Source organism: Petrocella sp. FN5, from assembly GCF_029210395.1.
GTDB lineage: Bacteria > Bacillota > Clostridia > Lachnospirales > Vallitaleaceae > Petrocella.
Map to the genome: position 1 here is coordinate 1 of NZ_JARGDP010000039.1, position 24,986 is coordinate 24,986.

Consider the following 24,986-nt stretch of genomic DNA (forward strand, 5'->3'; position numbering starts at 1 on the left):
ATACATATGGACCAAAACGAGAAAGCAATACGAAAAGATGAAAGAAAAAAACAAAGACGGAAAAAATGGTCTAAAAAGCTACTGTTTATTTTATTAATTGTTATTATTGTTTTATTAATACTCATAGGAAACGGCTATTTAGGCATTAGCCCATTTAGGTTCTATGGGGACGGTGATGGGCCTTTGAAAATATCCTATGAGTCGGATGAGACCATAGAAGATGCAAACATACAAACGCTAGAAATAGTGGTCAACGCTTCAGAATTTGAATATGATGAAAAAACCCATAACTTAGAAGAAATCAAAGCATTGATACAAGAAAACATAGTGGAGGGTGGTCAAGTGACTCTGGTCGATCGCTTTGCAACAAGTAGAGATTTTGATGCATTGGTGAAGTGGTTGGATGAAGTAAATATCAAATATAACGTAACGGAAGACTATGAACAATGATTAATAGGGTTAAGGTGTTTGTTTAATAAAAACGTTAAAAGAGTAACGAATTAAAGTAAAAAATCAAGGTTGAATAAACTGTTGACAAGGCGTAACAATCTTGATACAATAAGTGAAACAAAAATGAATTGTCAGACAAATGCAATGATGGAGCAATGGTTATTTCATCGTAGATTCAGAGAATCGATGGTTGGTGAAAATCGATACTACAGTTATATCCAAATCACTCTTGAGCTTTTTCGCAGAACGATCAGTAAGTGAAAACGGTAAGCCCCGTTATAGGCTAAGATTTGATAGAATCTTATAAGTGGTCGGTAAAGCGGCAACTAGGGTGGTACCGCGTGAGTGTTCACGTCCCTACAGTATACTGTAGGGACGTTTTTTATTCTCTACAAGTCTTACTTTCATAATATATTAAGCATGGTAAAAGCAAAAAGCATATGATATAATAGCATTATTTAGCACATTAATACGCTAAACACGAATATAAAAGTGAACTATTTAGGTATGAAGTCCAAATACCTGATCATAAGAGGAGGAATAGGAATGAGTAGACATGTATTATCAGTATTGGTGAGTAACCATTCAGGCGTTTTAAGTCGCGTTGCAGGGTTGTTCAGTCGCAGAGGCTTTAACATTGACAGTTTGTCTGTTGGTGAAACAGAACATCCTGAGATATCAAGGATGACATTGGTTGCCCATGGAGACGATTTGATTATAGACCAGATTACGAAACAACTGGATAAACTCCATGATGTTTTATACATTAAAGAACTGAACTCTGAATTTTCTGTGTATAAGGAATTAGCCCTTGTAAAAGTGAAAGCAGAAAGCAAGACAAGAATTGAGATCATAGGTATCATTGATATGTTTGAAGGTGAAATTATTGATGCTGCAACAGAAGCCATCACCGTTGAAATCACAGGTGACACATCTGAGATTAATACGTTCATTAATTTACTTGAACCCTATGGTATTAAGGAATTAACACGAACTGGATTAATAGCATTACAAAAAGGTAACCATGAAATCAAAGATGACATCAATAAATAGAATGAGCGTATACCTTTGTGTAAAACGCTTCGATATTAATGGAGGAATTAAAAATGGCAAAAATGTTTTATGAATCGGACTGTAATTTATCCTTATTAGATGGAAAAACGGTAGCTGTAATTGGATATGGCTCACAAGGTCATGCCCATGCTCGTAACTTAAAAGATTCAGGTGTTAATGTTGTGGTAGGCTTATATGAAGGTAGTAAATCGTGGCCGATTGCAGAAAAAGACGGATTAAAAGTGGCAACAGCAGCAGAGGCGACAAAAGAAGCAGATGTGATTATGATTTTATTACCCGATGAAAAACAAGGTGATGTTTATAAGCAAGATATAGCGCCAAATCTTGAAGCTGGTAATGCGTTGGTATTTGCACATGGCTTTAACATTCATTACGGACAAATACTACCACCGGAAGATGTGGATGTATTCATGGTTGCACCAAAAGGTCCAGGACACACTGTAAGATATCAATACGAAGAAGGTAAAGGTGTACCATGTCTAGTTGCGATTCACCAAGACGCAACAGGTAATGCAGAAGCGAGAGCTTTAGCTTATGCAGCAGGCATAGGTGGTGCGAGAGCAGGTATCCTTGAGACTACCTTCAAAGAAGAAACAGAAACAGATCTTTTCGGTGAGCAGGCCGTACTTTGTGGTGGTGTTTCAGAACTGATGAAAGCCGGATTTGAGACATTGGTAGAAGCAGGTTATCAACCGGAAAGCGCTTATTTTGAATGTGTACATGAGATGAAGTTGATTATTGACCTTGTCAATAAAGGCGGATTAAGCTTTATGAGATATTCCATCTCAGACACAGCAGAGTTTGGAGATTATTCTATCGGAAAACGTATCATTACAGATGAGACAAAGAAAGAAATGAAAAAAGTACTTGGTGAAATACAAGACGGTACTTTTGCACAACGATGGATACTAGAAAACAAAGCAAACAGACCGGCATTTAATTCAAGAAGAAGAATTGAATCTGAGCTTCAGATAGAAGTGGTTGGTGCGGAGTTAAGAAAAATGATGAGCTGGATGAAATAAGCAATCCTATTTTATGTAAGAGAAAATCTGATAATCACTAGGCATGTGGTTATCAGATTTTTAAAAACAGATACCCAACAAGGCTTGGAGGTATGGCAATGATGATAGAAATATATGATTCAACCCTAAGAGACGGTGCTCAAAGTGAGGGAATCTCTTTTTCGGTCAATGACAAACTGAAGATTGTAAAAGCGCTAGATGATATGGGTATACCATTTATTGAAGCAGGGAATCCGGGATCCAACCCAAAAGATTTGGAGTTTTTTCAAGAAATTAAGCATCTTGAACTCAAGCACTCAGCAATTGTTGCTTTTGGATCAACAAGACGACGTGACATCAAAGTAGAAGATGATGCCAACGTACAATCCATGTTAGCAGCAGGCACCAAACATATTGCGATTTTTGGGAAGAGTTGGGATTTTCATGTTACAGACATCATTAACACGACTTTAGAAGAAAACTTAATGATGATAGAAGAAACCGTTCGTTTTATGATAGAAAAAGGTAAAGAAGTAACCTATGATGCAGAGCACTTTTATGACGGCTATAAGAACAATGAAGCTTATGCTCTAAAAACCCTAGAAGCAGCCTGCAAAGGTGGTGCTAAAAGACTTATTCTTTGTGATACCAATGGCGGATCCCTACCTATGGAGATTTATAATATTACAAAAAAAATAGGCGAGACCTTTAAAGATATGATGATTGGCATTCATGCCCATAACGACAGCGGTGTAGCAGTAGCTAATTCACTGATGGCGGTAGAAGCTGGTGCTGTACAGGTTCAAGGTACTTTTGTAGGTTTTGGTGAAAGATGTGGCAATGCAAATCTTTCAACCATCATTCCGAATCTAGAGTTAAAGATGGGTAAAAAGTGTATTCTAGAAGGTGAACTAGAGAATCTTATGTCATCCGCAAAACTGATTTCTGAGATTGCCAATATAACACCGGATGAGCAAGCACCCTTCATTGGTAGAAAAGCATTTACCCATAAAGGTGGTATGCATATTGATGGGGTTAATAAGAATTCGAAAAGCTTTGAGCACATCGACCCCAGTTTAGTTGGAAATTCAAGAAGATTTTTAATGTCAGAAGTGGCAGGTCGAAGCTCCATACTTAAAAAAATACAAAAGGTAGCACCAGATGTAAAAAAAGACTCACCGGAAACCGGAATAATCATGAAAAAATTAAAAGAACTTGAGCATGAAGGTTATCAATTTGAAGGTGCAGAAAGTACTTTTGAACTGGTCATTCGTAAACACCTTGGTAAATACAAGCCTTTTTTTGAACTGGAAAACTTCAAAACCATGGGAGAACGTCCGGACGCCAGTAGCATATTTAGTGCGTATGCAATGGTGAAAGTCAATGTTGAAGGACAATCCAAAATGGTAGCAGCAGAAGGGGATGGACCGGTTAACGCATTGGATAAAGCCCTAAGAGAAGCCCTAGAAGATTTCTATCCAGAACTTAAAAAAGTACACCTTATTGACTACAAAGTAAGGGTTCTTGACGGAAAAGAAGCCAGTGCAGCTAAAGTTAGAGTACTAATAACATCCACAGATGGTACGAGAGACTGGACAACTGTAGGCGTTTCAACAGATATTGTAGAAGCAAGTCTTATAGCCATGGTGGATTCAATAGAAATAAAACTACTAAAAGACATAGAAGAAAAAATGAAAGCATACATGTAGAAGGAGACCGATATGAACTATAACATAGCAGTAATTAAAGGAGACGGCATTGGACCGGATATTGTTGACCAAGCACTATTGGTGCTAGATCAAGTAGGTGAGAAGTTTGGACATACATTTAAGTATACAGAAGTATTAGCCGGAGGCGCAGCCATTGATGCGGTAGGTCACTCCCTGCCGGATGAGACGGTTACAGTCTGTAAAGCTTCAGATGCAGTGATCCTAGGGGCAGTAGGTGGTCCGAAATGGGACAGTTTAACTAGTGGAGATCGTCCGGAAAAAGCCTTATTAGGTTTAAGAGCTGCGCTCGGTTTGTTTGCTAATATCAGACCGGCCATAATGTACAATGAATTAAGAGACGCCTGCCCATTAAAAGACAGAATCATAGGTGAAGACGGCATTGATATCGTTGTTGTAAGAGAACTGACCGGTGGTATTTATTTTGGCGACAGAGGTCATGGCTTTGGTGATATGGGTGAATACATGTATGATACCATGAAGTATTCAGAGAAAGAAGTTGAGAGAATAGCCATACGTGCTTTTGAGATTGCGAGAAAAAGAAATAAAAAAGTAACCAGTGTGGATAAAGCCAATGTGCTTGACAATTCCAAGCTTTGGAGAAAAGTTGTTGAAAAAGTAGCCCTTGATTATCCGGACATTGAATTAAACCATTTATACGTAGACAATGCAGCCATGCAGTTGGTTATTAATCCAAAACAATTTGATGTCATCGTAACCGGAAATATGTTTGGTGACATATTATCAGATGAAGCAAGTATGATTACCGGATCTATTGGTATGTTGCCATCTGCAAGTCTTGGAGAAAGCGGTATCGGCATGTATGAACCGATTCATGGCTCAGCACCGGATATAGCAGGACAAGACAAAGCCAACCCAATTGCAACCGTTTTATCCGTAGCTATGATGCTGAGATACTCTTTTAATCTTGAAGCAGAAGCGGATGCCGTAGAACAAGCTGTTGCAAAAGTCCTTGAAGCCGGAAATAGAACCGGAGACATTATGAGTAAAGGCTGTACCTTGGTCGGTACTCAGAAAATGGGTGCTTTACTGCTTGAACATCTATAGGCTTGCAAGTCTATGTATAAGCGTATATAATATAAGTGATAATAGATATCAATAAAAACATATTAGTGCTTTCATTATAGAAATGGCTAAAGTGTCAAAACAAATAGTTTTGACACTCTAACCATAAATTACGATAATTATTAATAGAATTTTGAGAGGCATGGTGGAAAAAATGAGAAGTGACCAAGTCAAAGGTGGCATTGAGCGCGCACCACATAGATCCCTATTTAAGGCTATGGGTTATACGAACGAAGAAATAAGTAGACCATTAATCGGTATTGTTAATTCACAAAACGATATCGTACCGGGTCATATACATTTAGATACGATAGCAGATGCAGCAAAAACAGGTGTACTCATAGCAGGCGGAACACCTTTGGAGTTTTCTACCATTGCCGTATGTGACGGAATTGCCATGGGTCATGGTGGCATGCACTATTCTTTATCATCAAGAGAATTGATAGCAGACACCATAGAAACTATGGCCTTAGCACATGGATTAGATGCATTGGTATTTATACCAAATTGTGATAAAGTTGTACCGGCTATGTTAATGGCAGCAGCCAGAATTAATGTACCCGCTGTATTTGTTAGTGGTGGCCCTATGTTATCCGTTGAAAAAGACGGCAAATACATCGATCTTAATTCAGTCTTTGAAGCAGTTGGTGCCTATAAAGCTGGGACAATGTCAGAAGAAGAAGTGTATGCATGTGAAGATTCGGCTTGTCCGACTTGTGGCTCTTGTTCAGGTATGTTTACCGCAAACAGTATGAATTGCTTAACAGAAGCTATTGGTATGGGGCTTCCAGGTAATGGAACCATTCCAGCAGTATATTCAGAACGCATCCGATTGGCTAAACAAGCGGGTATACAGGTGATGGAAATGTTAGAAAAGAACATTAAGCCAAGAGACATTATGTCACCAAAAGCTTTTGAAAATGCTTTAACTGTAGATATGGCCTTAGGCTGCAGCACCAATACAATGCTACATCTGCCTGCAATTGCCCATGAAGCGGGCGTAGAACTTAATCTTGAGATGGCCAACATTGTCAGTGCTAAAACACCAAATTTGTGTAAGCTGGCACCGGCTGGTCCCCATCATATACAAGATCTCTATAAGGCTGGCGGTATTCAGGCAGTCATTAAAGAACTGGCCAGTATAGGCCTTATTCATACAGATTTACCAACAGTGAATGGTCGCACGGTTGAAGAAAATATCATGAGGGTCGTTAATCGTGACACAAGTGTTATTCGTCCTGCAAGTGATCCCTATAGTCCAACAGGTGGTATAGCCGTCTTAAAAGGTAACTTAGCACCGGATGGATGTGTGGTTAAGAAATCAGCAGTGTCTCCTGAGATGTTGGTTCATAGTGGACCGGCTAGAGTTTTTGATTCTGAAGATGATGCTATAAAAGCTATTTATTCAGGAAATATTGTTGCTGGGGACGTGGTGGTTATACGCTACGAAGGACCAAAAGGTGGACCGGGTATGAGAGAAATGTTGGCCCCTACATCAGCTCTAGCCGGCATGCAACTGGATAAGCAAGTGGCATTGATGACAGATGGCCGATTTAGCGGTGCCACAAAAGGAGCAGCCATAGGTCATATTTCTCCTGAAGCTGCTGAAGGCGGTAATATTGGTCTAGTCAGAGAAGGCGACGTCATTAAGATTGATATTCCGGCCGGAACGATAGAGTTGGATGTAACCGAACAGGCCTTAGAAGAACGCAGAAAAACATTTGTACCAAAAGCGCCTAAGATTACAACAGGATATGTAGCAAGATACGCAAGACTTGTCACTTCAGCAAGTACAGGTGCAATATTAAAATAGGAGGTATACCATGGAATTAACAGGCTCACAAATATTGATGGAATGTTTAAAAGAGCAAGGTGTAGATACAGTATTTGGCTTCCCAGGTGGCGCCGTATTGTATATTTATGATGAACTCTTTAGACAGAAGGACAATTTTAAACATATACTAACATCACATGAACAAGGTGCGGCCCATGCCGCGGATGCATATTCAAGAAGCACAGGCAGAACAGGCGTCTGTATAGCAACTTCAGGTCCTGGTGCAACCAATTTAGTGACAGGTATAGCCACGGCCTACATGGATTCAGTTCCTTTGGTGGCCATCACAGGCAATGTGCCGGTTAGTCTTCTTGGAAAAGATTCATTTCAAGAGATTGATGTTACAGGTATAACAGCACCGATTACAAAACATAATTATATTGTAAGAGACGTGAACGATCTTGCAGATGTAATTAGGGAAGCTTTTTATATTGCTAATGAAGGACGTCCGGGACCTGTATTAATTGATATTCCCAAAGATGTCTCTATTAATAAAGCACCTTATGAATATAAAGTGCCAAGACCTATTATTAGAGAAACAGAAGCCATTACTCAAGAGGATTTGGAAAAAGTTGTCAAAATGATAGAAGAATCCGAAAAACCCTATATCTTTGCAGGTGGTGGGGTGACAATCTCAGACGCAAAAGAAGAAGCGGTTCATTTTGCAGAGTTGGTCCAGGCACCGGTGACTTGCAGCTTGATGGGTATGGGTGGCTTTCCTGGTCAACACGAACTCTATACAGGTATGATTGGAATGCATGGGACAAAAGCTTCCAATATTGGTGTTCAAAGCTGTGATCTTTTGATTGCCATTGGTGCAAGATTCAGTGATCGTGTTACGGGTAATACGGCCAAATTCGCAATGAATGCAAAAGTTATCCATATTGATATAGACCCAGCAGAAATCAATAAAAATGTAAAGGCAGACCACTTTATTATTGGTGATGTTAAAGAAGTGCTCATGCGTCTAAATACCATGTTACACAAACAACATCATGAACCTTGGCTCGCGGAAATTAAAGAAATCAGTGATAAATTTCCATTGGTTTACCCGGAAGGTTTAACCGGACAATATGCCATAGAAAAGCTCTATGAACTAACAAAGGGCGATGCCATCATCACCACTGAAGTAGGTCAACACCAAATGTGGGCATCTCAGTACTATAAGTTCAAAGATCCTAAGATGTTTATTACATCCGGAGGTCTTGGAACCATGGGCTACGGTACAGGAGCTGCTCTAGGTGCTCAAGCAGGAAATCCGGACAAGTTGGTTGTCAACATTGCCGGTGACGGCAGCTTTAGAATGAACTTAAATGAGATGATAACAGCGGTCAGGTACAACCTACCAATCAAAGTCATGGTCATCAACAACTGTGTATTAGGAATGGTACGACAATGGCAAACTATTTTTTATGACAATCGCTATTCCTTCACCCATTTGACGGACATTAATTATGACAGCTTGGCAGATGCCTTTGGATGTAAGGCGATCAACATAACCACAAAAGAGGATGTTGAGCCTTTACTTAAGAAAGCGCTTGAGATGGAAGGACCGGTCATTATCAACGTGGTCATTCACATGGATGAAATGGTATACCCAATGGTGGCTCCAGGCGCGCCAATTGATGACTTAATAACCGAATAGATGCATCTATTTGCTGGTTGCAATCTAGAACAGACAAATAAATCTATAAGATAATAGAGCAATAAGTCTTTTGGTGAAGTAAACTAAGAGACTTATTGCATTTTCTTCTTCTCAAGGAAAGTCTATGCTATGTAACGATCAAGGAAGTCTTTCCTGCCGGAACAATATCTCTTCGAGATAACGAGGCGTAGCCTCTTTGTTCTTCTCTAGGAAAGACAATGCTATGTTAATGCGTTGAAGCGTCGCATTAACTATCAAGGAAGTTTCCTTTCGAACCGTTCAGAAATATGAGCAGAGCTCATAACGAAGCGAAGCTTCTTTTCTTGTAAGGATAGATAGAAAGTATTTTAATGGAGTAATGGATAATCTAATGCTATAATATAAACGCAATAAAGAAAAAAGTTACGGGATGACGAAAATAATAAAAGATTGGCATGGTTAAGCAATGAAATTTAATGATTTAGGGATTACACCTTCTATATTAGAAGCAATTGGAGAGCAAAAATATACAGATCCCACACCTATTCAAATAGGAGCAATTCCACCTTTATTAGAAGGACGGGATTTTTTGGGGTGTGCCAAAACAGGTACCGGAAAAACAGCAGCATTTGCGATTCCTATATTGCAGCGATTAGCAAAGCAGAATCACAATACGGAAGCTTTTAATAGGGTACAAGCATTAGTTCTGGTACCGACAAGAGAGCTTGCCATACAGATTGGAGAGCGCTTTCAGGCATATGGCAAGTACCTTGAACTACGTACAGGTGTCATTTATGGTGGTATCACACCGAAGCGACATATAAAAGTACTTAAGAGAGAACCGCATATCCTAGTTGCTACACCTGGGCGGTTGTTAGACTTATTTGAACAAGGTTACCTTGATTTGAGTCATGTTGAGATGCTGGTACTAGATGAAGCGGATCGCATGCTTGATATGGGTATGATTAAAGATGTGAAAATAATCCTATCCAAATTACCAAAAAAACGTCAGAATATGATGTTTTCAGCAACCTTGCCCAGTGAAGTGATGAAAATCATTCGTGAAATATTAAAAAATCCGGTGAGCATCAAAGTTAAAAGCAAGGCAACGAAAGTCCCAAAAATAAAACAGGTGCTCTACTATGTAGACGAACCGGATAAAACGTCTTTATTATTGCATTTGCTTAAAGACCTATCTTTTGAGTCGGTTTTGGTATTTGTACGAACCAAAAAGAAAGCAGACAAAATAAGTAAAGCAATCAACAGGCAAAATATAAGGTCAAAGGCGATTCATGGAGATAAAAATCAGTCAGAACGGTTAAAAGCTTTAGAGCTTTTTAAGAAAAAAGAAGCTAGGGTTCTTGTTGCCACAGATGTGGCTGCGCGAGGCATAGATATTGATGGTTTAACCCATGTGATTAACATAGATATACCCAATGTAGCTGAGAGCTATATCCATAGAATCGGACGGACAGGTAGAGCCGGACTTACGGGTACAGCCATTTCGTTTTGTAGCAATCAGGAGATATCTTTTCTTAAAGCAATAGAAAAGCTGCAAAATCAAAGAATAGAAGTTGAGAAAAATAACCCATACCCAATGATGCATCTCATCATCAAAGAAAACAGGAAAAACCATGAATGAAGAAAGATGAATCACCGTTGATTTCCCAATATTGATTCCAAGGGTTTTCAAATCCTTGATTATAGGGTATTATATAGAGTAGTATAGGTGATTTGTTTTTTATAAACAAATCATCAAGAAAGTAGGAAGGGGCACAAAATGGAAGATATGAATAAAGAGCAACCGGAAATTCAGGTTGACTCAGAAAAGAAAGAAACTTTAGAGACACCGATTGATTCTAATGAAGCAGGCGTTGTGGCAGAAGAAGTAGCAGAAGAAGTAGCAGAAGAAGTAGCAGAAGAAACAAATGAAGTTGTAGCAGAAGAAGTAGAAAAAGATGCAACAGATGTTGTAGAAGAGGCACCGGAATCACTTGAATTGGAGACTGAAAGCATGGACGATTATGCTAATGAAATTGATGCTTCCATGAAACGTGTTGGAACAGGTGACATTGTGGACTGTATCATCATCAGTGTGAATGAGGATGAGATCATCGTCAACTTAGACTATGTGGCAGACGGTCTCATTGGTAGAGAAGACCTGCACCTTAAACCGGGCCAACCGATAGGAGAAGTATATCAAGTCGGCGATGAACTTAAGGCGGAAGTGTTAAGTACCAATGATGGTGAAGGCAATGTAAGGTTATCATTAAAAAAGGCAGACCAAATCATTGTATGGGATCGATTAGAAGCACACTTTACGGATAAAACCAGCTTTATGACAACCATCACCGAAGTAGTTAAAGGCGGCGTTTTATCAGACATTAAAGGTGTAAGAGCTTTTATGCCTGCCTCTATGATTTCCGTAGCTTATGTAGCGGACCTGAGTGAATTTGTAGGAAAAGAATTAGAAGTACAAGTGGTTGATTTTGATAGATCAGATCGTAAAGTCATTATTTCTCATAAAGAAATCGACAAAAAAGAAAGAGAAATAGCAAAAGAAAATTTCTTTGAGAATCTAAAAAAAGACCAAGTATTCACCGGAACAGTCAAAAAATTAATGAACTTTGGGGCTTTCATAGACCTTGGTGGTGTAGATGGCTTATTACATATCAATGAAATGAGTTGGAAGCGCATAAAACACCCTTCAGAAGTTATGAAAGAAGGGGATGTTGTTGAGGTTTATGTCAATGAAGTCGACACAAAAAGTCGAAAGATATCTTTAGGGCTAAAGAACATCGATAACAACCCATGGGACAATATATTTGAACATTATGGTATTGGTAAGGTCTATGAAGCAGAGATCGTAAGACTGATGAATTTCGGTGCGTTTGTAAAATTAAACGATGGCATTGAAGGGCTAGTACACATATCAGAGATCAGTGAAGATCGCATTAATCAACCACAAGATGTATTGACAGTGGGTGACAAAGTTAAAGTCAAAGTCCTTAACATTGACAGTGACAAACAAAAAATAGCACTAAGTATTAAAGAAGCAAAGAATGAACAAGCAGCAGTGGACTTAAAGGCATATTCAGATGATCAAGAAGCCACAACAAGCCTTGAAAGTGTATTTGCAAAATTCAAAGATAAATTCAAATAAAGATGAAAAAAGGGTATCAATAGTAGGTTGATAGGAAAAACATTAAAAGCCATCAAGGTTAGACATCTTGATGGCTTTTAATAATCAACGCATACTCTTTTAGTGCTTTTTCTCCTTGAGGACTGATACAATAAACACCGCGTTCAACGTTTTCATACCAGCCATGATGGTTTCTATATAGGATGGTGGTGGACTTCTTGATTCCGGATAAGTGACGAATATCTTTGGTAGTATGGGGTAAGCCATCTTCCAATGTTTTTAAGATTCTTAATGAGGCCTCTTTATAGGCGGTTACAATCTTACCTCGACTTCCGCCGACATTGTAATCGGTATGCCTCGCTTCAAGTTCTTTGAATAGTGTTTCTCTTTTCTTTTTGAAACGTTGTTGACTTAGTTTGATATCCAACAGTTTAGGTTCAAAAGCCACAATCACTTTATTAGGATTAAGAGATGTGTCAACATAAAGAAGGCCAAGTCCAAGTCGCTTAACGAGATGAAGCTTATCCCTAAAGGATTTACCCCTTGTCATGCGACCGGTTGGCTTTGGTATAGCTAAAAAGACATCGTCTGTTAAGCGTTGTCTTTTAGAACCTTGAAGTATGAGTTCGAGATTCAGAGATGTTTTTAACTCGATTGCAACGATATTGTCACCGGACTTGGCAACAACATCAATATCTTTGACTTCACCAAAAACATCATAAGATTGAGATTGAAAAAAAGCTTTTATTGCTGGGTACAGTTCTTTTTCTTCCACGATATTACTCCATTCAAGGTACTATAGCTTGTCGGTCACTAGGAAAGGCTTATGTATTTCACCTAGATTATATCATAATTGTATGCTAATATATACCTTGATACACAACGAAAAGACAACAAAGGCGGTATAGAATGAAGACAATAGATACCTTAAAAAAATCAATGAAAAGTCAGAAGAATCTTGAGGCTACTTTGAGAACAATTGTTACAGAAGGACAGTCTCATTATTTGGAATTCTTAACTTCCAATCTTGTCATGGAATACCTGACATTTATTGAAGTGATAGGTGAAGATGAGACGAAGAAATTAATGGAGAAGGACTTACAATTAAAAGAAATAATAATAGGCATTCAAGAAACCATGTCAGAACCGGAGAAATGGTTGGTTCCATCTATAGAGAAAAAAGAAGCTATCATAGATAGATTAGGTAAGTATAGAGATATCTTATCAGATCAGGTGGCCGTACTCGCAGGTTATGATGACCAGATCAAGCAATACGAATATATTCTTAGAAGAAAATATCCTGAAAGGGAAATATTAGAAAAACATAGTACAGATGACCAATTGGTCATGGAAATAATGGCATATTTATTTGAATATGAAGATAATATGACCATCAACAATCGGATCAAGTCTGTATATGGACAATTACCTATTCGTATGAGTAAAATTAGGTTCCAAGAATGGATTGAACAGGCCTTATTGGGTTTGAAAGGTATACATAAGAAGGATATGGATAATTATCTAATCTATATGGAAGAAACCTATGCGCCTGAATTGGTCAAGGGATATGGCCTAGTAATGACATCCGTTTACGAGGATATAAAAGCATTTGATAAACTGTATGAGAACCATATAGAAGAAGCAGAGGCCTCTAGGTTATTCGAAGGGGTGGAAAGGATTAAAAGATTATTGGAATCCTGTGTAAGTCTTTATACATATGGGGTAAGGGTAATAAATAACATTTTGGGGATTCTTAATTGTTTAGGTAAGGAAAGCCATGAGCAAAAAAAGGCAGTACTAGATTATTTTGTAGAAACCATTAAGTATATGCATAAAAGACGCCACGAAGAGCATATCGTGGATGCAGTTTTAGTCAACCAACTGGATACCCTCAGTATCCGTTTTGAAGACAAGCGTGTGGATAATAGCAGATGGGATGGATTAATCCATGAAATCAAGCAAGGGTATTCAAATGAAATAATTAATCTTAATCTGGCACAAGCAATAGATGGCCTTTCAAAAATATATACGCTCATGTCATCAAGTTACTTTGCACCTCTAACAAACCCATTAGAAGACCTAGAAATTGTAGATACGCCATTATTAATGACACATATAGAAGCCTTCATAAAAAAACTGGAGCATATCAGCCAAAAAGATGGTAGATGGCAAAAACGTGCTCGTATAGCCAATATCCTTAGTGTATTAAATGTATTTCACAAAAGCCCGGAAGAAATTGAAAAATATATCCGGGAAGTAATGGAAGATTGTAAAGACCAAAAAGAGAAAATGGGCTCTATGGCGGCCATTAGAAGTCTCATGATAGAATATTAAAAGGTTGTATTAAGTCAGTTATTTGATATACTAATATTAATATGGGTGTGAAGAGGTGGCTATGTGATGTATATCAATGATATCCTTGAAGATAAAACATTAAGTATAAAAAAAAGACATAAAATATTACGAAAACTGGATACAAAAAAAACCGGCCATAAGTATGTATTTATCATACGCCTTAAGCAGGATGAAAACATGTTAGAAATGGTTAGTGATCGGGAAATAAGTAGGCTCAATGAGCGAAACAAGGCTTTTGTTATAGTCGGCATAGGTAAAAACCGCGAACATGCTTTTGAGTTAATTGAGAAGCTTATGACACATTTGTATAGCCGCTATCAGATTATCGATAATAAGGTAATGGAAAAGGAGCTTCATATATCATGGCCAAACTAAAATATCTACTGCTAGCCTTAACAATATCTGTTGCAATGGTCGTGATTTTGTTCATCGGTTCTCTACAATTGGTTATTTTTAATGAGGTCTTATTTAGATGGCATTATGAAACCCATCAGATTACGGAAACTACTAAAATGACCCTACCTGATTTAATGACAGTAACCGACCAGCTCTTAGATTATATCAAGGATAAAGAAGACCATATGGTCATTGAATCCAAGATAGACGGTATAAACCAAGAAATCTTCGGAGAGCGGGAAAAAGCCCATATGATAGATGTAAAAAACCTCTATATATGGGCAAGGAACATGCAATGGCTCTCATTGTTTCTTGTCGTGATTATTATAGGGTATGGCTGGATGAAATCAAAAATCATGTTATATGAGACGCTATCACGTGTTAAATATGTTATACCCTTATTACTAACAATGATGGTGGGCATTGGGATTTTGTTTGCAACTGATTTCAACAAGTATTTTACCATATTTCATGAACTGTTTTTTTCCAACGATTTATGGTTGTTAGATCCAAAAACTGATATAATGATAAATATGGTACCGGAGATATATTTCTATACGGTCGTCATGATGAGTTTGGCTTTGTTTGTACTAAGTATGATTATAACGGTCGTAGGTATTACAATCATTGGGAAAAGATTTAAGGCATATGCGATGTCGATAGAGCAGAATAAAGAATAAAAGTTGGTGATGGTATGTTGGGGATTGTTTTCATCATTTTGAAAAGCATATTATTAGCACTTCTAGGTTTGGTGCTGCTGTTGCTTATACTGGTTAACATCATTCTATGGGTGCCTATTCGATATCAGGCTTATGGAAGTAAGTATGATGCCATTTTGGCATACGGTAAAGTAGACTATCTTTTTGGTTTGATACGTGTTAGGTTTAGATATGATGGTGACGGCATTCGTTATGAAGTGAAGATTTTATGGTTTAAGGTATATGACTCGACAGTGCCTAGGAAGAATAAGAAAGCCATTAAGAAAAACCCCATAAAGGATACTAAGAAATCCTATCCGGATGAAAAAGAAAATAAGTTAATAGAAGAAAATCCTGTAGAAGAAAAAAAAGAGGTTGTTGCAGAAGTACCCCAAGAATCAAAAGAAACTATAATAGAGACCAAGAACAACAGAAGTAAGGAACAAGCATCTGCAAGTAAAGAACCTATCAAAGATGAAAAGAGCCTCAAATCTAAAAAAGCTAAGAAAACAAAAAAGCAAAAAAAAGCAAAAAATGGAAAATCCGAACCATCCCTTTGGGAGCAAATCCAATCAGGTATAGAATTATTAAGAAGTGAAAAGCACAAAGGTGTACTGAAGTTTGTATTAGGTAAAGTATATAAGATGATCAAATCAATATTACCCAGACATATAGAAGCGGATATTATATTTGGCTTCGATGATCCGGCTACAACAGGACTTGTACTAGGCGGTGTATCTATGTTCTATCCTTGTTATGGTAAGACGGTCGTCATCATACCTAATTTTGAAGAGGTCATGTTTGAAGGTGATATAAAAATCAGAGGAAAGATTGTAATTGGTGTCATTGTGTATTATGGCCTTCGTGTCATTATTGATAAGAGAGTAAGAAGCATCATAAAAGCGGTTAGATAAGAGAAAAGAGGAGGTAATTATATGGAATCAAATTTTAGAAACACAGTAGAATCATTGTTTAGTGGTATGGAGAATTTTATATCCAGTAAGACCGTTGTCGGGGAACCGATCAACATTGGGGATACAATTATATTACCCTTGGTAGATGTATCTTTTGGTGTCGGCGCCGGTGCATCAGAAGCCAAAAAAGCAGATGGCCCACAAGGTGGCGGTGGTGGTGGACTTGGTGCCAAAATAAGCCCAAGTGCCGTTTTAGTCATCCAAGGTGGTCATACCAAGCTCGTCAACGTTAAGAATCAAGACAGCTTAACCAAGATCATCGACATGGTCCCGGACATCATGGACAAATTCGCAGCCAAAGATCGCAAAAAAGAAGACAAAATAAAGGAAGTATAATAGATTAATCTACAAGCAAAATAACATCATAATCGAATAATAAAAAAGCACCTAATGATCAGATAATCCATTCTAATCATAAGGTGCTTTTATTTTATTATATCTATTAAAAAGTCTCTAATCTTTTCGCTCCAAGATTTAGCTGACTTCATAGAAAGATAGACTCCATATATAAGCTAAAGTTACCAATTACATCATTATAAGCCAACATCGACCATGAAGTTCCTGGAAGCAGTGTGTATGGTGGAGCAAGTCAGCATGGATGCTGACCGTCGACTTTTGGTGCATGGATGCACCAATCGGAGACCGTAATCATACACACTGTGGAAGGGTTTTCATGGGACCTACTTCAACTATATAGTTTTGATGCTTTAATCATACATTAAACCTAAAAAGAATAACATCGCCATCTTTAACAACATATTCTTTTCCTTCAATTCTTACAAGTCCTTTTTCCTTTGCAGCCACCAAACTACCGGTTTTAACAAGGGCTTCATAAGCGATGATCTCAGCTTTAATAAACCCTCTCTCAAAATCAGTATGAATCTTTCCGGCTGCACCGGGTGCTTTTGTACCACGGGTGATGGTCCAAGCACGGGTTTCTTGTTCGCCGGCAGTAAGATAGCTTATTAAGCCAAGTAGTTCATAACTTGCAGCCACTAACTTGTCAAGACCGGATTCATGAACACCTAAGTCGTCTAAGAATTCTTTCTTCTCATCTTCATCCAGTTCGGCAATTTCTTCTTCTATTTTTGCACACAAAACGAAGATGCTTGAACCTTCTGCAATAGCCCAATCTTTTACAGTTTGAACATAATGGTTACTAACGCCATCATCCAATAAGTCGTCTTCGCTTACATTGGCAGCATAGATTACCGGCTTATTGGTCAGCAAATTCAGACTGGCAACAAAAGCAAGATCATCATCATGATCAAACTCGATGGCTCTAACAGAGACACCTTCTTCAAGTTTTTCTTTGAGTGTGTTTAAGACTTCTAATTCCTTAGCAACCGTCTTGTCCATTTTGGCGAGTTTGGTGGACTTGGCAATGCGTCGATCTACCATCTCCATATCAGAAAAAATCAATTCTAGATTAATGGTCTCAATGTCTCTTACAGGATTTACCTCACCATCTACATGAACAACATTGGTGTCTTCAAAACAACGTACCACATGGACAATTGCATCCACTTCACGAATGTTGGATAAAAACTTGTTCCCAAGACCTTCGCCTTTACTTGCGCCTTTAACAAGGCCTGCAATATCCACGAACTCTATTACAGCAGGAACGATTTTTTTTGAACTATATAAGTCAGAGAGTACCTTTAGCCTAGGATCAGGCACAGTAACGATGCCTACATTGGGGTCAATAGTACAAAAAGGGTAGTTGGCAGATTCAGCACCTGCTTGAGTTAAAGAGTTGAACAATGTACTTTTTCCTACATTGGGCAACCCAACGATTCCTAATTTCATGAGGGTATTCCTTCCTTTGCAACAAAAAATTGACGGATTTTGAGCAGCTAAATGATTCGCCCATATCCTTGGTCAATTATATCACAAAAAGATGTTTTGTCTACTCCTAACCCATTTATTGCTCTTGCATTCTGAGAAAAATTCCTATATAGTGATGGTTAAGTTATTAAAACGACATAGTTTTAACCCTTTATGATAAAGAAAATAATAGTCAAAGAAAAAGGAGATCCTTATGAATCAACCAGATATAATATTTGCAAAATTAGGAATAGAATTTGCCCATATAGAGCCTGTAGCTTTTGAAGTTTTTGGTATAGCCATATATTGGTACGCGTTGTTAATATGTGTAGGTTTCATTGGTGGCTTATTAATACCAATGTCAATAGCCAAGAAAACCGGACAAAAGTCAGATGATTATGTTGATTTTTTTATGTATGCTTTAATTGCAGCAATTGTAGGTGCTAGATTGTATTATGTGGCCTTTGAATGGGATGCCTATAAGAATGACCTTATCAGTATCTTAAACATTAGAGAAGGCGGATTGGCCATCTATGGTGGAGTTATAGCCGGCATATTGACACTATATATCTTTACAAGAATTAAGAAGTTAGATTTTAGAGTGATGTGCGATACGGCTGCACCGGGACTGATTTTTGGACAAATCATTGGACGGTTTGGTAATTTTATGAATATGGAGGCGTTTGGGGGCTATACCGATAATATTTTCGCCATGAGTATGAAGGTCGCTAAGACAAAATATATTCCGGATGCAGTCATAGACAAAATGCTTACTATAAACGGTGCAGAATATATTCAAGTTCATCCCACATTTTTATATGAGTCTATGTGGAATCTAGTCTTGCTCATCCTTATATTGCTATACTTTAAACATCGTAAATTTAAAGGTGAGATTGCCTTGTTATACCTTTTCGGTTATGGCTTAGGAAGAGCATGGATTGAAGGGCTTAGAACCGATCAATTGATCATAGGCAATACAGGTATACCGGCTTCTCAAGCCCTTGCAATACTACTTGTAGTTGGATCACTAGGTATTATGATCTACAACCATATTAAGCTGCGTAAAACGGCCTAATACAAGATGTAGTGGTTAATTTGAAAAAGTATGTCATCTTACCCCAACTTATAGTATATTGTTAAGCATAAGTTGTGGCTTCTTCCTAATAAAGATTAAGAGTTTTGGGCTTTTATGTGATAGAATTATTGGAGAATAACTATTAACAAAGGGAGAAATGTGCAATATATACAAAAAAATACAAATATTTTATATAAAATGACAAATTCTGAAAAGAATTCGTCATTTTTTTTAAATGAAAGGCTTGTAATTCCGATTAAATTACTATATTATTACATTAAGTGGTTATTTGTGGATGAAAGTGGCTATAAGTGGCTAATAAAATTGTAATAGGTAAGTAGGTGGAGTGATGTTCATTGGTGAATACAACCATTCAATTGATGAAAAAGGTCGTGTACGAATACCTAAGAATTTCAGAGATGAACTTGGCGAGACTTTCTATTTAACGAAAGGCTTCGACAAGTGTTTATTTGTATTCTCAGAAGATCAATGGCATGCATTTCAAGGCAAATTAGGAGAAAATCAATTAAAAAGCAAAGACTTTAGAAAAATACATAGATTTTTCACAGGTTCAGCGATGGCTTGTGTTCTAGACGGACAAGGCAGAGCGATGGTAAGCCCTTCACTAAGAACATTTGGTGAATTAGATAAAGATGTAGTGGTAATTGGTGTCGGATCTAGAATTGAAATATGGGCAAAAGAGATATGGGATAAATATAAAGATGAAGAATTAGAGGATGTTAGTGATTTGGCAGATTCATTAGAAGGTCTAAACCTATAGAAAAAGAGTATTGTAAGTGAGAGAGGGTGGCATCACATGGCATTTAAACATAAATCCGTATTGTTAGACGAATGTATTGAAGCCTTAGAAATTAAACCGGATGGCATCTATGTAGATGGTACTCTAGGTGGTGCAGGTCATGCCAGTGTCATCTGTAGTAAGCTAAATGAACAGGGCAGGCTCATTGGCATAGACCAGGATGAAGCAGCCATAGCTCATAGTCAAGACCAATTAAGGCATGTAGCCAATCAAGTTAATATTGTTCGAAGTAATTACAATAACTTTAACACAATTATAAAAGAACTAGGCATAGAGGGTGTAGACGGTATTCTTCTTGATTTGGGCGTATCTTCATTTCAATTAGATACAGCTGATCGAGGATTTTCTTATATGCAAGATGCACCCCTTGATATGCGTATGGATCAAAGGCAGAAAAAAACAGCGAAAACGATTGTTAACGAGTATTCCTATCAGGCATTGACGAAGATTCTTAGGGTCTATGGAGAAGAAAAGTTTGCAAACAACATAACCAAGCATATTTTAGAAGCCAGAGCGATTAAGCCAATTGAAACGACCTATGAATTGGTAGAAATCATAAGAAAGTCTATACCGATGAAATTTCAAAAGACAAGTGGTCACCCTGGAAAAAGGACATTTCAAGCCATTCGAATAGAGCTCAATGAGGAATTGGCAGTACTTGAGAATACCATACAAGATATGATTGATGCCCTAAATCCTGACGGTAAGCTTTGTATTATAACTTTTCATTCTCTTGAAGACCGAATTGTAAAACAGATTTATAGAGAAAATGAAAATCCATGTACCTGTCCAAGTAGCTTTCCCATTTGTATTTGTGGTAAAAAGCCCACTGGCAAAGCGACACCAAAAAAACCAATTCTTCCTTCAGATATAGAAATGGAAGAAAATTCAAGAAGCAAAAGCGCAAAATTGAGGGTATTTAAAAAAAGTGGAGGTGACCACAATGGGTAAGAGGTACCAAAGAAATAGGGAAACTTATGTTGTTGGTAGTAATGCTGTAGCCTATAAGCAAACATTAAATCATCAAGAAATAGCCCCAGTGGCACCGGTTGAAACAAAATATAGGAAAAAGAAAGCTGCAAGTATCAATCCGGCGTGTACATTTATTTTGGCTTCTGTTATAATAGCTGTGTCTATTGTTTGCGTGTTTATGTTAAAAGCTCAATTTTCAGTTGTGGACACATCCAAACAAATTATGACACTCAAAAACGAACTTAATGAAATCAGAAGAACAAATGCGAATATTACAGCTGAAATCAATGAAACAATGAACTTATATGAAATAAAGCGTATAGCGATGGATGAATATGGTATGGTCTATCCCAAAGGCATAGATGTTATTGACCTTGAACCGGCACCCGCCAGCTATACTGTTCAGTATAGTTCTATTGAATTACCTAAAGACGATAAGGTGACTTTTGGCAATATGTTGGCATTTATAACAAGGGGTTGGTAATATGAAAAAGCAACGATCAATTCAATATTTAATGAAAAGCAGAAGCATACTGCTTTTCATTATTTTTATTTTACTATTTATTTTTCTAGGCTATCGAATTGTATATATTAATATCATTGATGACCAGCAATACAAGCAATCCGTGTTGGCCCAACAGATTAACAATCTAACAGATACAAACAATCAGATTATACCTAAAAGAGGGTCGATTCTAGATAACAAAGGCATTCCTTTAGCTGAAAGCCATAAGATTTATAATGTTATTTTTGATCCGGCTGTCATTACTCAACATAAACAGGAAGTAATTGATTATACATTAAAGCTACTTGGAGATACCCTTGAGGATGTGACGGTTGAACAATTGTCTAAGCTTCTCGTTGATCGCAAAAGAAGTCATTATGAGATTATAGCCAGAAAGCTTACATATATGGATATTCAACCTATTGAAGAGGCTCTAAAAGAAGGCCTTATCAAAGGTGTAGCTTTCGAAGAACAATATCAGAGGACCTATCCCTATAACACACTGGCTTCAGATGTCATTGGTTTCTTAAGGTCAGATGGCGAAGGATTATGGGGTATAGAAAAGACTTATAACACATATCTATCAGGGACAATTGGTAGGCGTTTTGGTTCTGTTGACGGACAAAATAGATTTAATCAAGAAGATATTGTTGCAACAAGAGGTTATAACGTGGAATTGAATCTGGATTTTACAATTCAGACTTACATAGAAGAAGCAATTACAAGATTCTATGAAACAGAAGAAGCCTTATCCGTTAGAGTGGTTATTATGAATCCTCAAAATGGAAAGATTCTAGGCATGGCTTCTTATCCTAACTTCGACTTGAATAATCCGTATGACATGAGTCACATATTGGATGAAGAGACCTTAAATGCCATGACCACACAAGAAAAAAGTGATTTTCTAAACACCTTGTGGCGAAATGGCTCCATATCAAAATCATATGAGCCCGGATCAACCTTTAAGCCATTTACCTTTGCGATGACCCTAGAAGAATATATTCTAGATCCCCACGAGCATGATTTTTTATGCAACGGTTATAAGGTACCTTATCAGGGGCAGGCACCGATTTATTGTTGGAAGCGAACAGGACATGGCCATCAAACCATTTATGAAGCAATGAGTAATTCTTGTAACGTTGCTTTTATGGATATGGGTGAAGCCATAGGAAGAGAGTTCTTCTATAATTATCAGCGTATGTTTGGTTTTGGGGCGGTGACCAATATTGATTTGTTTGGTGAAGAGAGTTTCCGAGATTTGGTCTATAGCTATGATCAACTGAATCCGGTAGAGATACAAACAAGTGCCTTCGGACAAGGTTTCCAAGTAACACCAATTCAATTGATTGCAGGATTTTCTTCCTTAATAAATGGTGGTTATTTGTATGAGCCACAATTAATGCGCCGTATTGTTTCAGAAGAAGGACAGCTGATTGTAGAAAACAAGCCAAAGTTACAAAGAAAAGTTATTTCAGAAGAGGTTTCTTTTGAGACAAGTACTGCCCTTAGACATGTTGTGGATGAAGGAACAGGACAAGGTGCTAAGGTTGAGGGCTATTCTATAGGCGGGAAAACAGGAACCGCAGAAAAAGGCAATAGAGAAACAAAAGACTACATTGTCTCATTTATCGGGTTTAGCCCCGTGGTATCACCAGAAATCGTTACACTTGTGGTGGTTGATGATCCAGTAGGTATTGATGTAAACAGTCGTTATGCTGCAAGGATTTTTAAAGATATTATGGAAAATGTACTGCCTTATTTGAGAGTAACAAAGGAATATGAAGCAGAAGTTCCGGAAGTCATTGTTGAAACAGTAGAAAGCCCGGACGAAAATGGTGTTGAAGCCAATGAAGAAAATGTAGAAACTTTAGAAGAAGAAGAAAATGAAGATCCAGAGGAAACAAGAACAGATTAAGAAAAACGACTAGATGATAATTAGATCAGATCAACATAAAAATTATATCGGAGGAAACCATGAAATTAGCTGGATTATTAGAAAATTATACATATGAAATCCTACAAGGAGAACCAAGTGTTAATATCAAGTCGATTCATCATGATTCTAGACGTGTTGAAAGAGGGGCCTTATTTATTTGCATAGAAGGTTTAGAATCAGATGGCCATCAATATATTCAAAAAGTCATTGAACAAGGTGCCGTTGCAATCATCGTTACCAAAGAAGTAGAAATCTATGACAACGAAATATTGGTTATTAAGGTACATGATGCAAGAGAGACTTTGGCTCATTTGGCAACACGGTTTTATAATCGACCGACCAGTCAGTTTGGTTTGATTGGTGTAACAGGCACCAATGGGAAAACGTCTACAGTTAACTTAATAGAAAGAATCCTACGCCATAGCAATAAGAAAACGGGTTTGATTGGAACAATAGAGAATAAAATCGATGATGAAATCATACCAACAGCACACACAACACCGGATGCGCTAGAACTTCAACAGCTCTTTGCTAAGATGGTGGAAGCCAACGTCAATGATGTGGTTATGGAAGTGTCTTCCCATGCTCTTGATCTAAAAAGGGTATGGGGTGCGGAGTTTGATATTGCAGTCTTTACCAATCTCACTCTGGACCATCTGGATTATCACAAGACGATGGAAGCCTACAGAGATGCTAAGTTAAAACTATTCATGATGGCAAAAGATGCCGTTATTAATATAGATGACCCAGTTGGGTCCTATATTATAGAAAAAGCTAAACCAGAGCGGGTAATAACGTACAGCTGTTTGAATAATCAAGCGGACTTGTTTGCTGGAGATATCCATATTGACATTAAAGGCACACATTTTCTGTTGAATCATCATGAGAAGGCCTACAAAGTTGATATACAAACACCGGGGCGTTTTAGTGTCTATAATGCACTCGCAGCTATAGGTGCAACCCTACTTAGGGGTGTGGCTATAGAAAAGATTATCCAGGCTCTGAGCAAGGACAGTATCATTGAAGGTCGGTTTGAAGTCATAGAGAGCAAAGCTGGCTACCATGCAATTGTGGACTACGCTCATGCACCCGACGGTCTTGAAAATGTGCTAAAAACCATTCGAGAATTTGCCAAAGCTAGAGTTATTACCGTATTTGGCTGTGGTGGAGACAGAGACCGATCAAAGCGTCCGATTATGGGCCGTATAGCTGCAAGTTACTCAGATTATATAGTTATAACATCGGACAACCCTAGAACAGAAGATCCTCACACCATTATGGATGAGGTAGAAGCCGGTGTGAAACCACTGAGTAAAACTTATGTCCGTATAGAAGATCGTGTAGCGGCCATAAAGCATGGGTTAGATGTTGCAAAAAAAGATGATATTATCCTTGTTGCCGGAAAAGGCCATGAAGATTATCAAATCATTGGAAAAACAAAGATACATATGGATGACAAAGAGATTATTAAGTCTCATATTCAGGAGGCT

At 37.8% G+C, this 24,986-nt stretch carries 22 protein-coding genes and 1 other annotated feature; of the genes, 20 read left to right on the plus strand and 2 right to left on the minus strand.

Annotation, left to right across the window (positions count from 1 at the left end):
* The 9 genes from P0N36_RS10115 to rpsA all read left to right on the plus strand — a co-directional run.
* A partial coding sequence (locus P0N36_RS10115; RefSeq protein WP_275842729.1) for a hypothetical protein occupies positions 1-450 on the plus strand: 450 nt, incomplete at its 5' end.
* 135 nt (positions 451-585) lie between these two features.
* Positions 586-812 (plus strand) — a binding site (T-box leader).
* A 184-nt stretch (positions 813-996) separates the two neighbouring features.
* Complete coding sequence (ilvN, locus tag P0N36_RS10120) at positions 997-1,503, plus strand: acetolactate synthase small subunit (protein ID WP_275842730.1); 507 nt, start codon at positions 997-999, stop codon at positions 1,501-1,503.
* A gap of 53 nt (positions 1,504-1,556) precedes the next feature.
* On the plus strand, positions 1,557-2,546 hold the full coding sequence (gene ilvC / locus P0N36_RS10125; RefSeq protein ID WP_275842731.1) for a ketol-acid reductoisomerase: 990 nt from the start codon (positions 1,557-1,559) through the stop codon (positions 2,544-2,546).
* 98 nt (positions 2,547-2,644) lie between these two features.
* Positions 2,645-4,234, plus strand: a complete 1,590-nt coding sequence (cimA, locus tag P0N36_RS10130) for a citramalate synthase (RefSeq protein ID WP_330684007.1) — start codon at positions 2,645-2,647, stop codon at positions 4,232-4,234.
* Positions 4,235-4,246: 12 nt separating this feature from the next.
* Positions 4,247-5,320, plus strand: a complete 1,074-nt coding sequence (leuB, locus tag P0N36_RS10135; RefSeq protein ID WP_275842733.1) for a 3-isopropylmalate dehydrogenase — start codon at positions 4,247-4,249, stop codon at positions 5,318-5,320.
* 172 nt (positions 5,321-5,492) lie between these two features.
* Positions 5,493-7,151 (plus strand): dihydroxy-acid dehydratase, encoded by a 1,659-nt coding sequence (gene ilvD / locus P0N36_RS10140; protein ID WP_275842734.1) that lies wholly within the window; start codon positions 5,493-5,495, stop codon positions 7,149-7,151.
* 10 nt (positions 7,152-7,161) lie between these two features.
* Entirely contained in the window at positions 7,162-8,817 is a 1,656-nt protein-coding gene (ilvB, locus tag P0N36_RS10145; protein ID WP_275842735.1) for a biosynthetic-type acetolactate synthase large subunit, read from the plus strand.
* A 445-nt stretch (positions 8,818-9,262) separates the two neighbouring features.
* The gene (locus P0N36_RS10150; protein WP_275842736.1) at positions 9,263-10,438 is read left to right on the plus strand and encodes a DEAD/DEAH box helicase; all 1,176 of its coding nucleotides are present in this window, start codon (positions 9,263-9,265) and stop codon (positions 10,436-10,438) included.
* 138 nt (positions 10,439-10,576) lie between these two features.
* Complete coding sequence (gene rpsA, locus P0N36_RS10155; protein WP_275842737.1) at positions 10,577-11,959, plus strand: 30S ribosomal protein S1; 1,383 nt, start codon at positions 10,577-10,579, stop codon at positions 11,957-11,959.
* A gap of 58 nt (positions 11,960-12,017) precedes the next feature.
* Here rpsA and P0N36_RS10160 read toward each other — a convergent pair whose 3' ends face one another.
* Positions 12,018-12,713: a DUF2161 family putative PD-(D/E)XK-type phosphodiesterase gene (locus P0N36_RS10160; RefSeq protein WP_275842738.1), complete on the minus strand. Its 696-nt coding sequence runs from the start codon at positions 12,711-12,713 to the stop codon at positions 12,018-12,020.
* Positions 12,714-12,847: 134 nt separating this feature from the next.
* On the opposite strand from P0N36_RS10160, the gene P0N36_RS10165 reads away from it, so the two are divergent.
* From P0N36_RS10165 to P0N36_RS10185, 5 genes are all read left to right on the plus strand, one after another.
* On the plus strand, positions 12,848-14,272 hold the full coding sequence (locus tag P0N36_RS10165; protein ID WP_275842739.1) for a hypothetical protein: 1,425 nt from the start codon (positions 12,848-12,850) through the stop codon (positions 14,270-14,272).
* Positions 14,273-14,338: 66 nt separating this feature from the next.
* Positions 14,339-14,668 carry a hypothetical protein gene (locus P0N36_RS10170; protein ID WP_275842740.1) on the plus strand — a complete coding sequence of 110 codons (330 nt, stop codon included), beginning with the start codon at positions 14,339-14,341 and terminating at the stop codon, positions 14,666-14,668.
* A complete protein-coding gene (locus P0N36_RS10175) occupies positions 14,656-15,369 on the plus strand; it encodes a TIGR01906 family membrane protein (protein ID WP_275842741.1) in 714 nt (237 codons plus the stop codon). The genes P0N36_RS10170 and P0N36_RS10175 overlap by 13 nt, the downstream gene beginning before the upstream one ends.
* A gap of 14 nt (positions 15,370-15,383) precedes the next feature.
* Positions 15,384-16,301 (plus strand): DUF2953 domain-containing protein, encoded by a 918-nt coding sequence (locus P0N36_RS10180; RefSeq protein WP_275842742.1) that lies wholly within the window; start codon positions 15,384-15,386, stop codon positions 16,299-16,301.
* Positions 16,302-16,322: 21 nt separating this feature from the next.
* Positions 16,323-16,697, plus strand: a complete 375-nt coding sequence (locus tag P0N36_RS10185) for a GerW family sporulation protein (RefSeq protein ID WP_275842743.1) — start codon at positions 16,323-16,325, stop codon at positions 16,695-16,697.
* A gap of 375 nt (positions 16,698-17,072) precedes the next feature.
* Here the strand turns inward: P0N36_RS10185 and ychF are convergent, their stop codons facing one another.
* Positions 17,073-18,170, minus strand: a complete 1,098-nt coding sequence (gene ychF / locus P0N36_RS10190) for a redox-regulated ATPase YchF (RefSeq protein ID WP_275842744.1) — start codon at positions 18,168-18,170, stop codon at positions 17,073-17,075.
* A gap of 232 nt (positions 18,171-18,402) precedes the next feature.
* Here ychF and lgt point away from each other — a divergent pair, with 232 nt between their 5' ends.
* The 6 genes from lgt to P0N36_RS10220 form a co-directional block, all read left to right on the plus strand.
* Entirely contained in the window at positions 18,403-19,263 is an 861-nt protein-coding gene (gene lgt, locus P0N36_RS10195) for a prolipoprotein diacylglyceryl transferase (RefSeq protein ID WP_275842745.1), read from the plus strand.
* Between the two features lie 349 nt (positions 19,264-19,612).
* Entirely contained in the window at positions 19,613-20,044 is a 432-nt protein-coding gene (gene mraZ / locus P0N36_RS10200) for a division/cell wall cluster transcriptional repressor MraZ (protein ID WP_275842746.1), read from the plus strand.
* 36 nt (positions 20,045-20,080) lie between these two features.
* Positions 20,081-21,034 (plus strand): 16S rRNA (cytosine(1402)-N(4))-methyltransferase RsmH, encoded by a 954-nt coding sequence (rsmH, locus tag P0N36_RS10205; protein WP_275842747.1) that lies wholly within the window; start codon positions 20,081-20,083, stop codon positions 21,032-21,034.
* Positions 21,027-21,539: a hypothetical protein gene (locus P0N36_RS10210; protein ID WP_275842748.1), complete on the plus strand. Its 513-nt coding sequence runs from the start codon at positions 21,027-21,029 to the stop codon at positions 21,537-21,539. Before rsmH ends, P0N36_RS10210 begins: the two co-directional genes overlap by 8 nt.
* Position 21,540: 1 nt before the next feature.
* Positions 21,541-23,475, plus strand: coding sequence for a peptidoglycan D,D-transpeptidase FtsI family protein (locus P0N36_RS10215; protein WP_275842749.1), 1,935 nt, complete (start codon positions 21,541-21,543; stop codon positions 23,473-23,475).
* Positions 23,476-23,534: 59 nt separating this feature from the next.
* Positions 23,535-24,986: UDP-N-acetylmuramoyl-L-alanyl-D-glutamate--2,6-diaminopimelate ligase (locus P0N36_RS10220; RefSeq protein ID WP_275842750.1), on the plus strand; the 1,452-nt coding region annotated here is incomplete at its 3' end.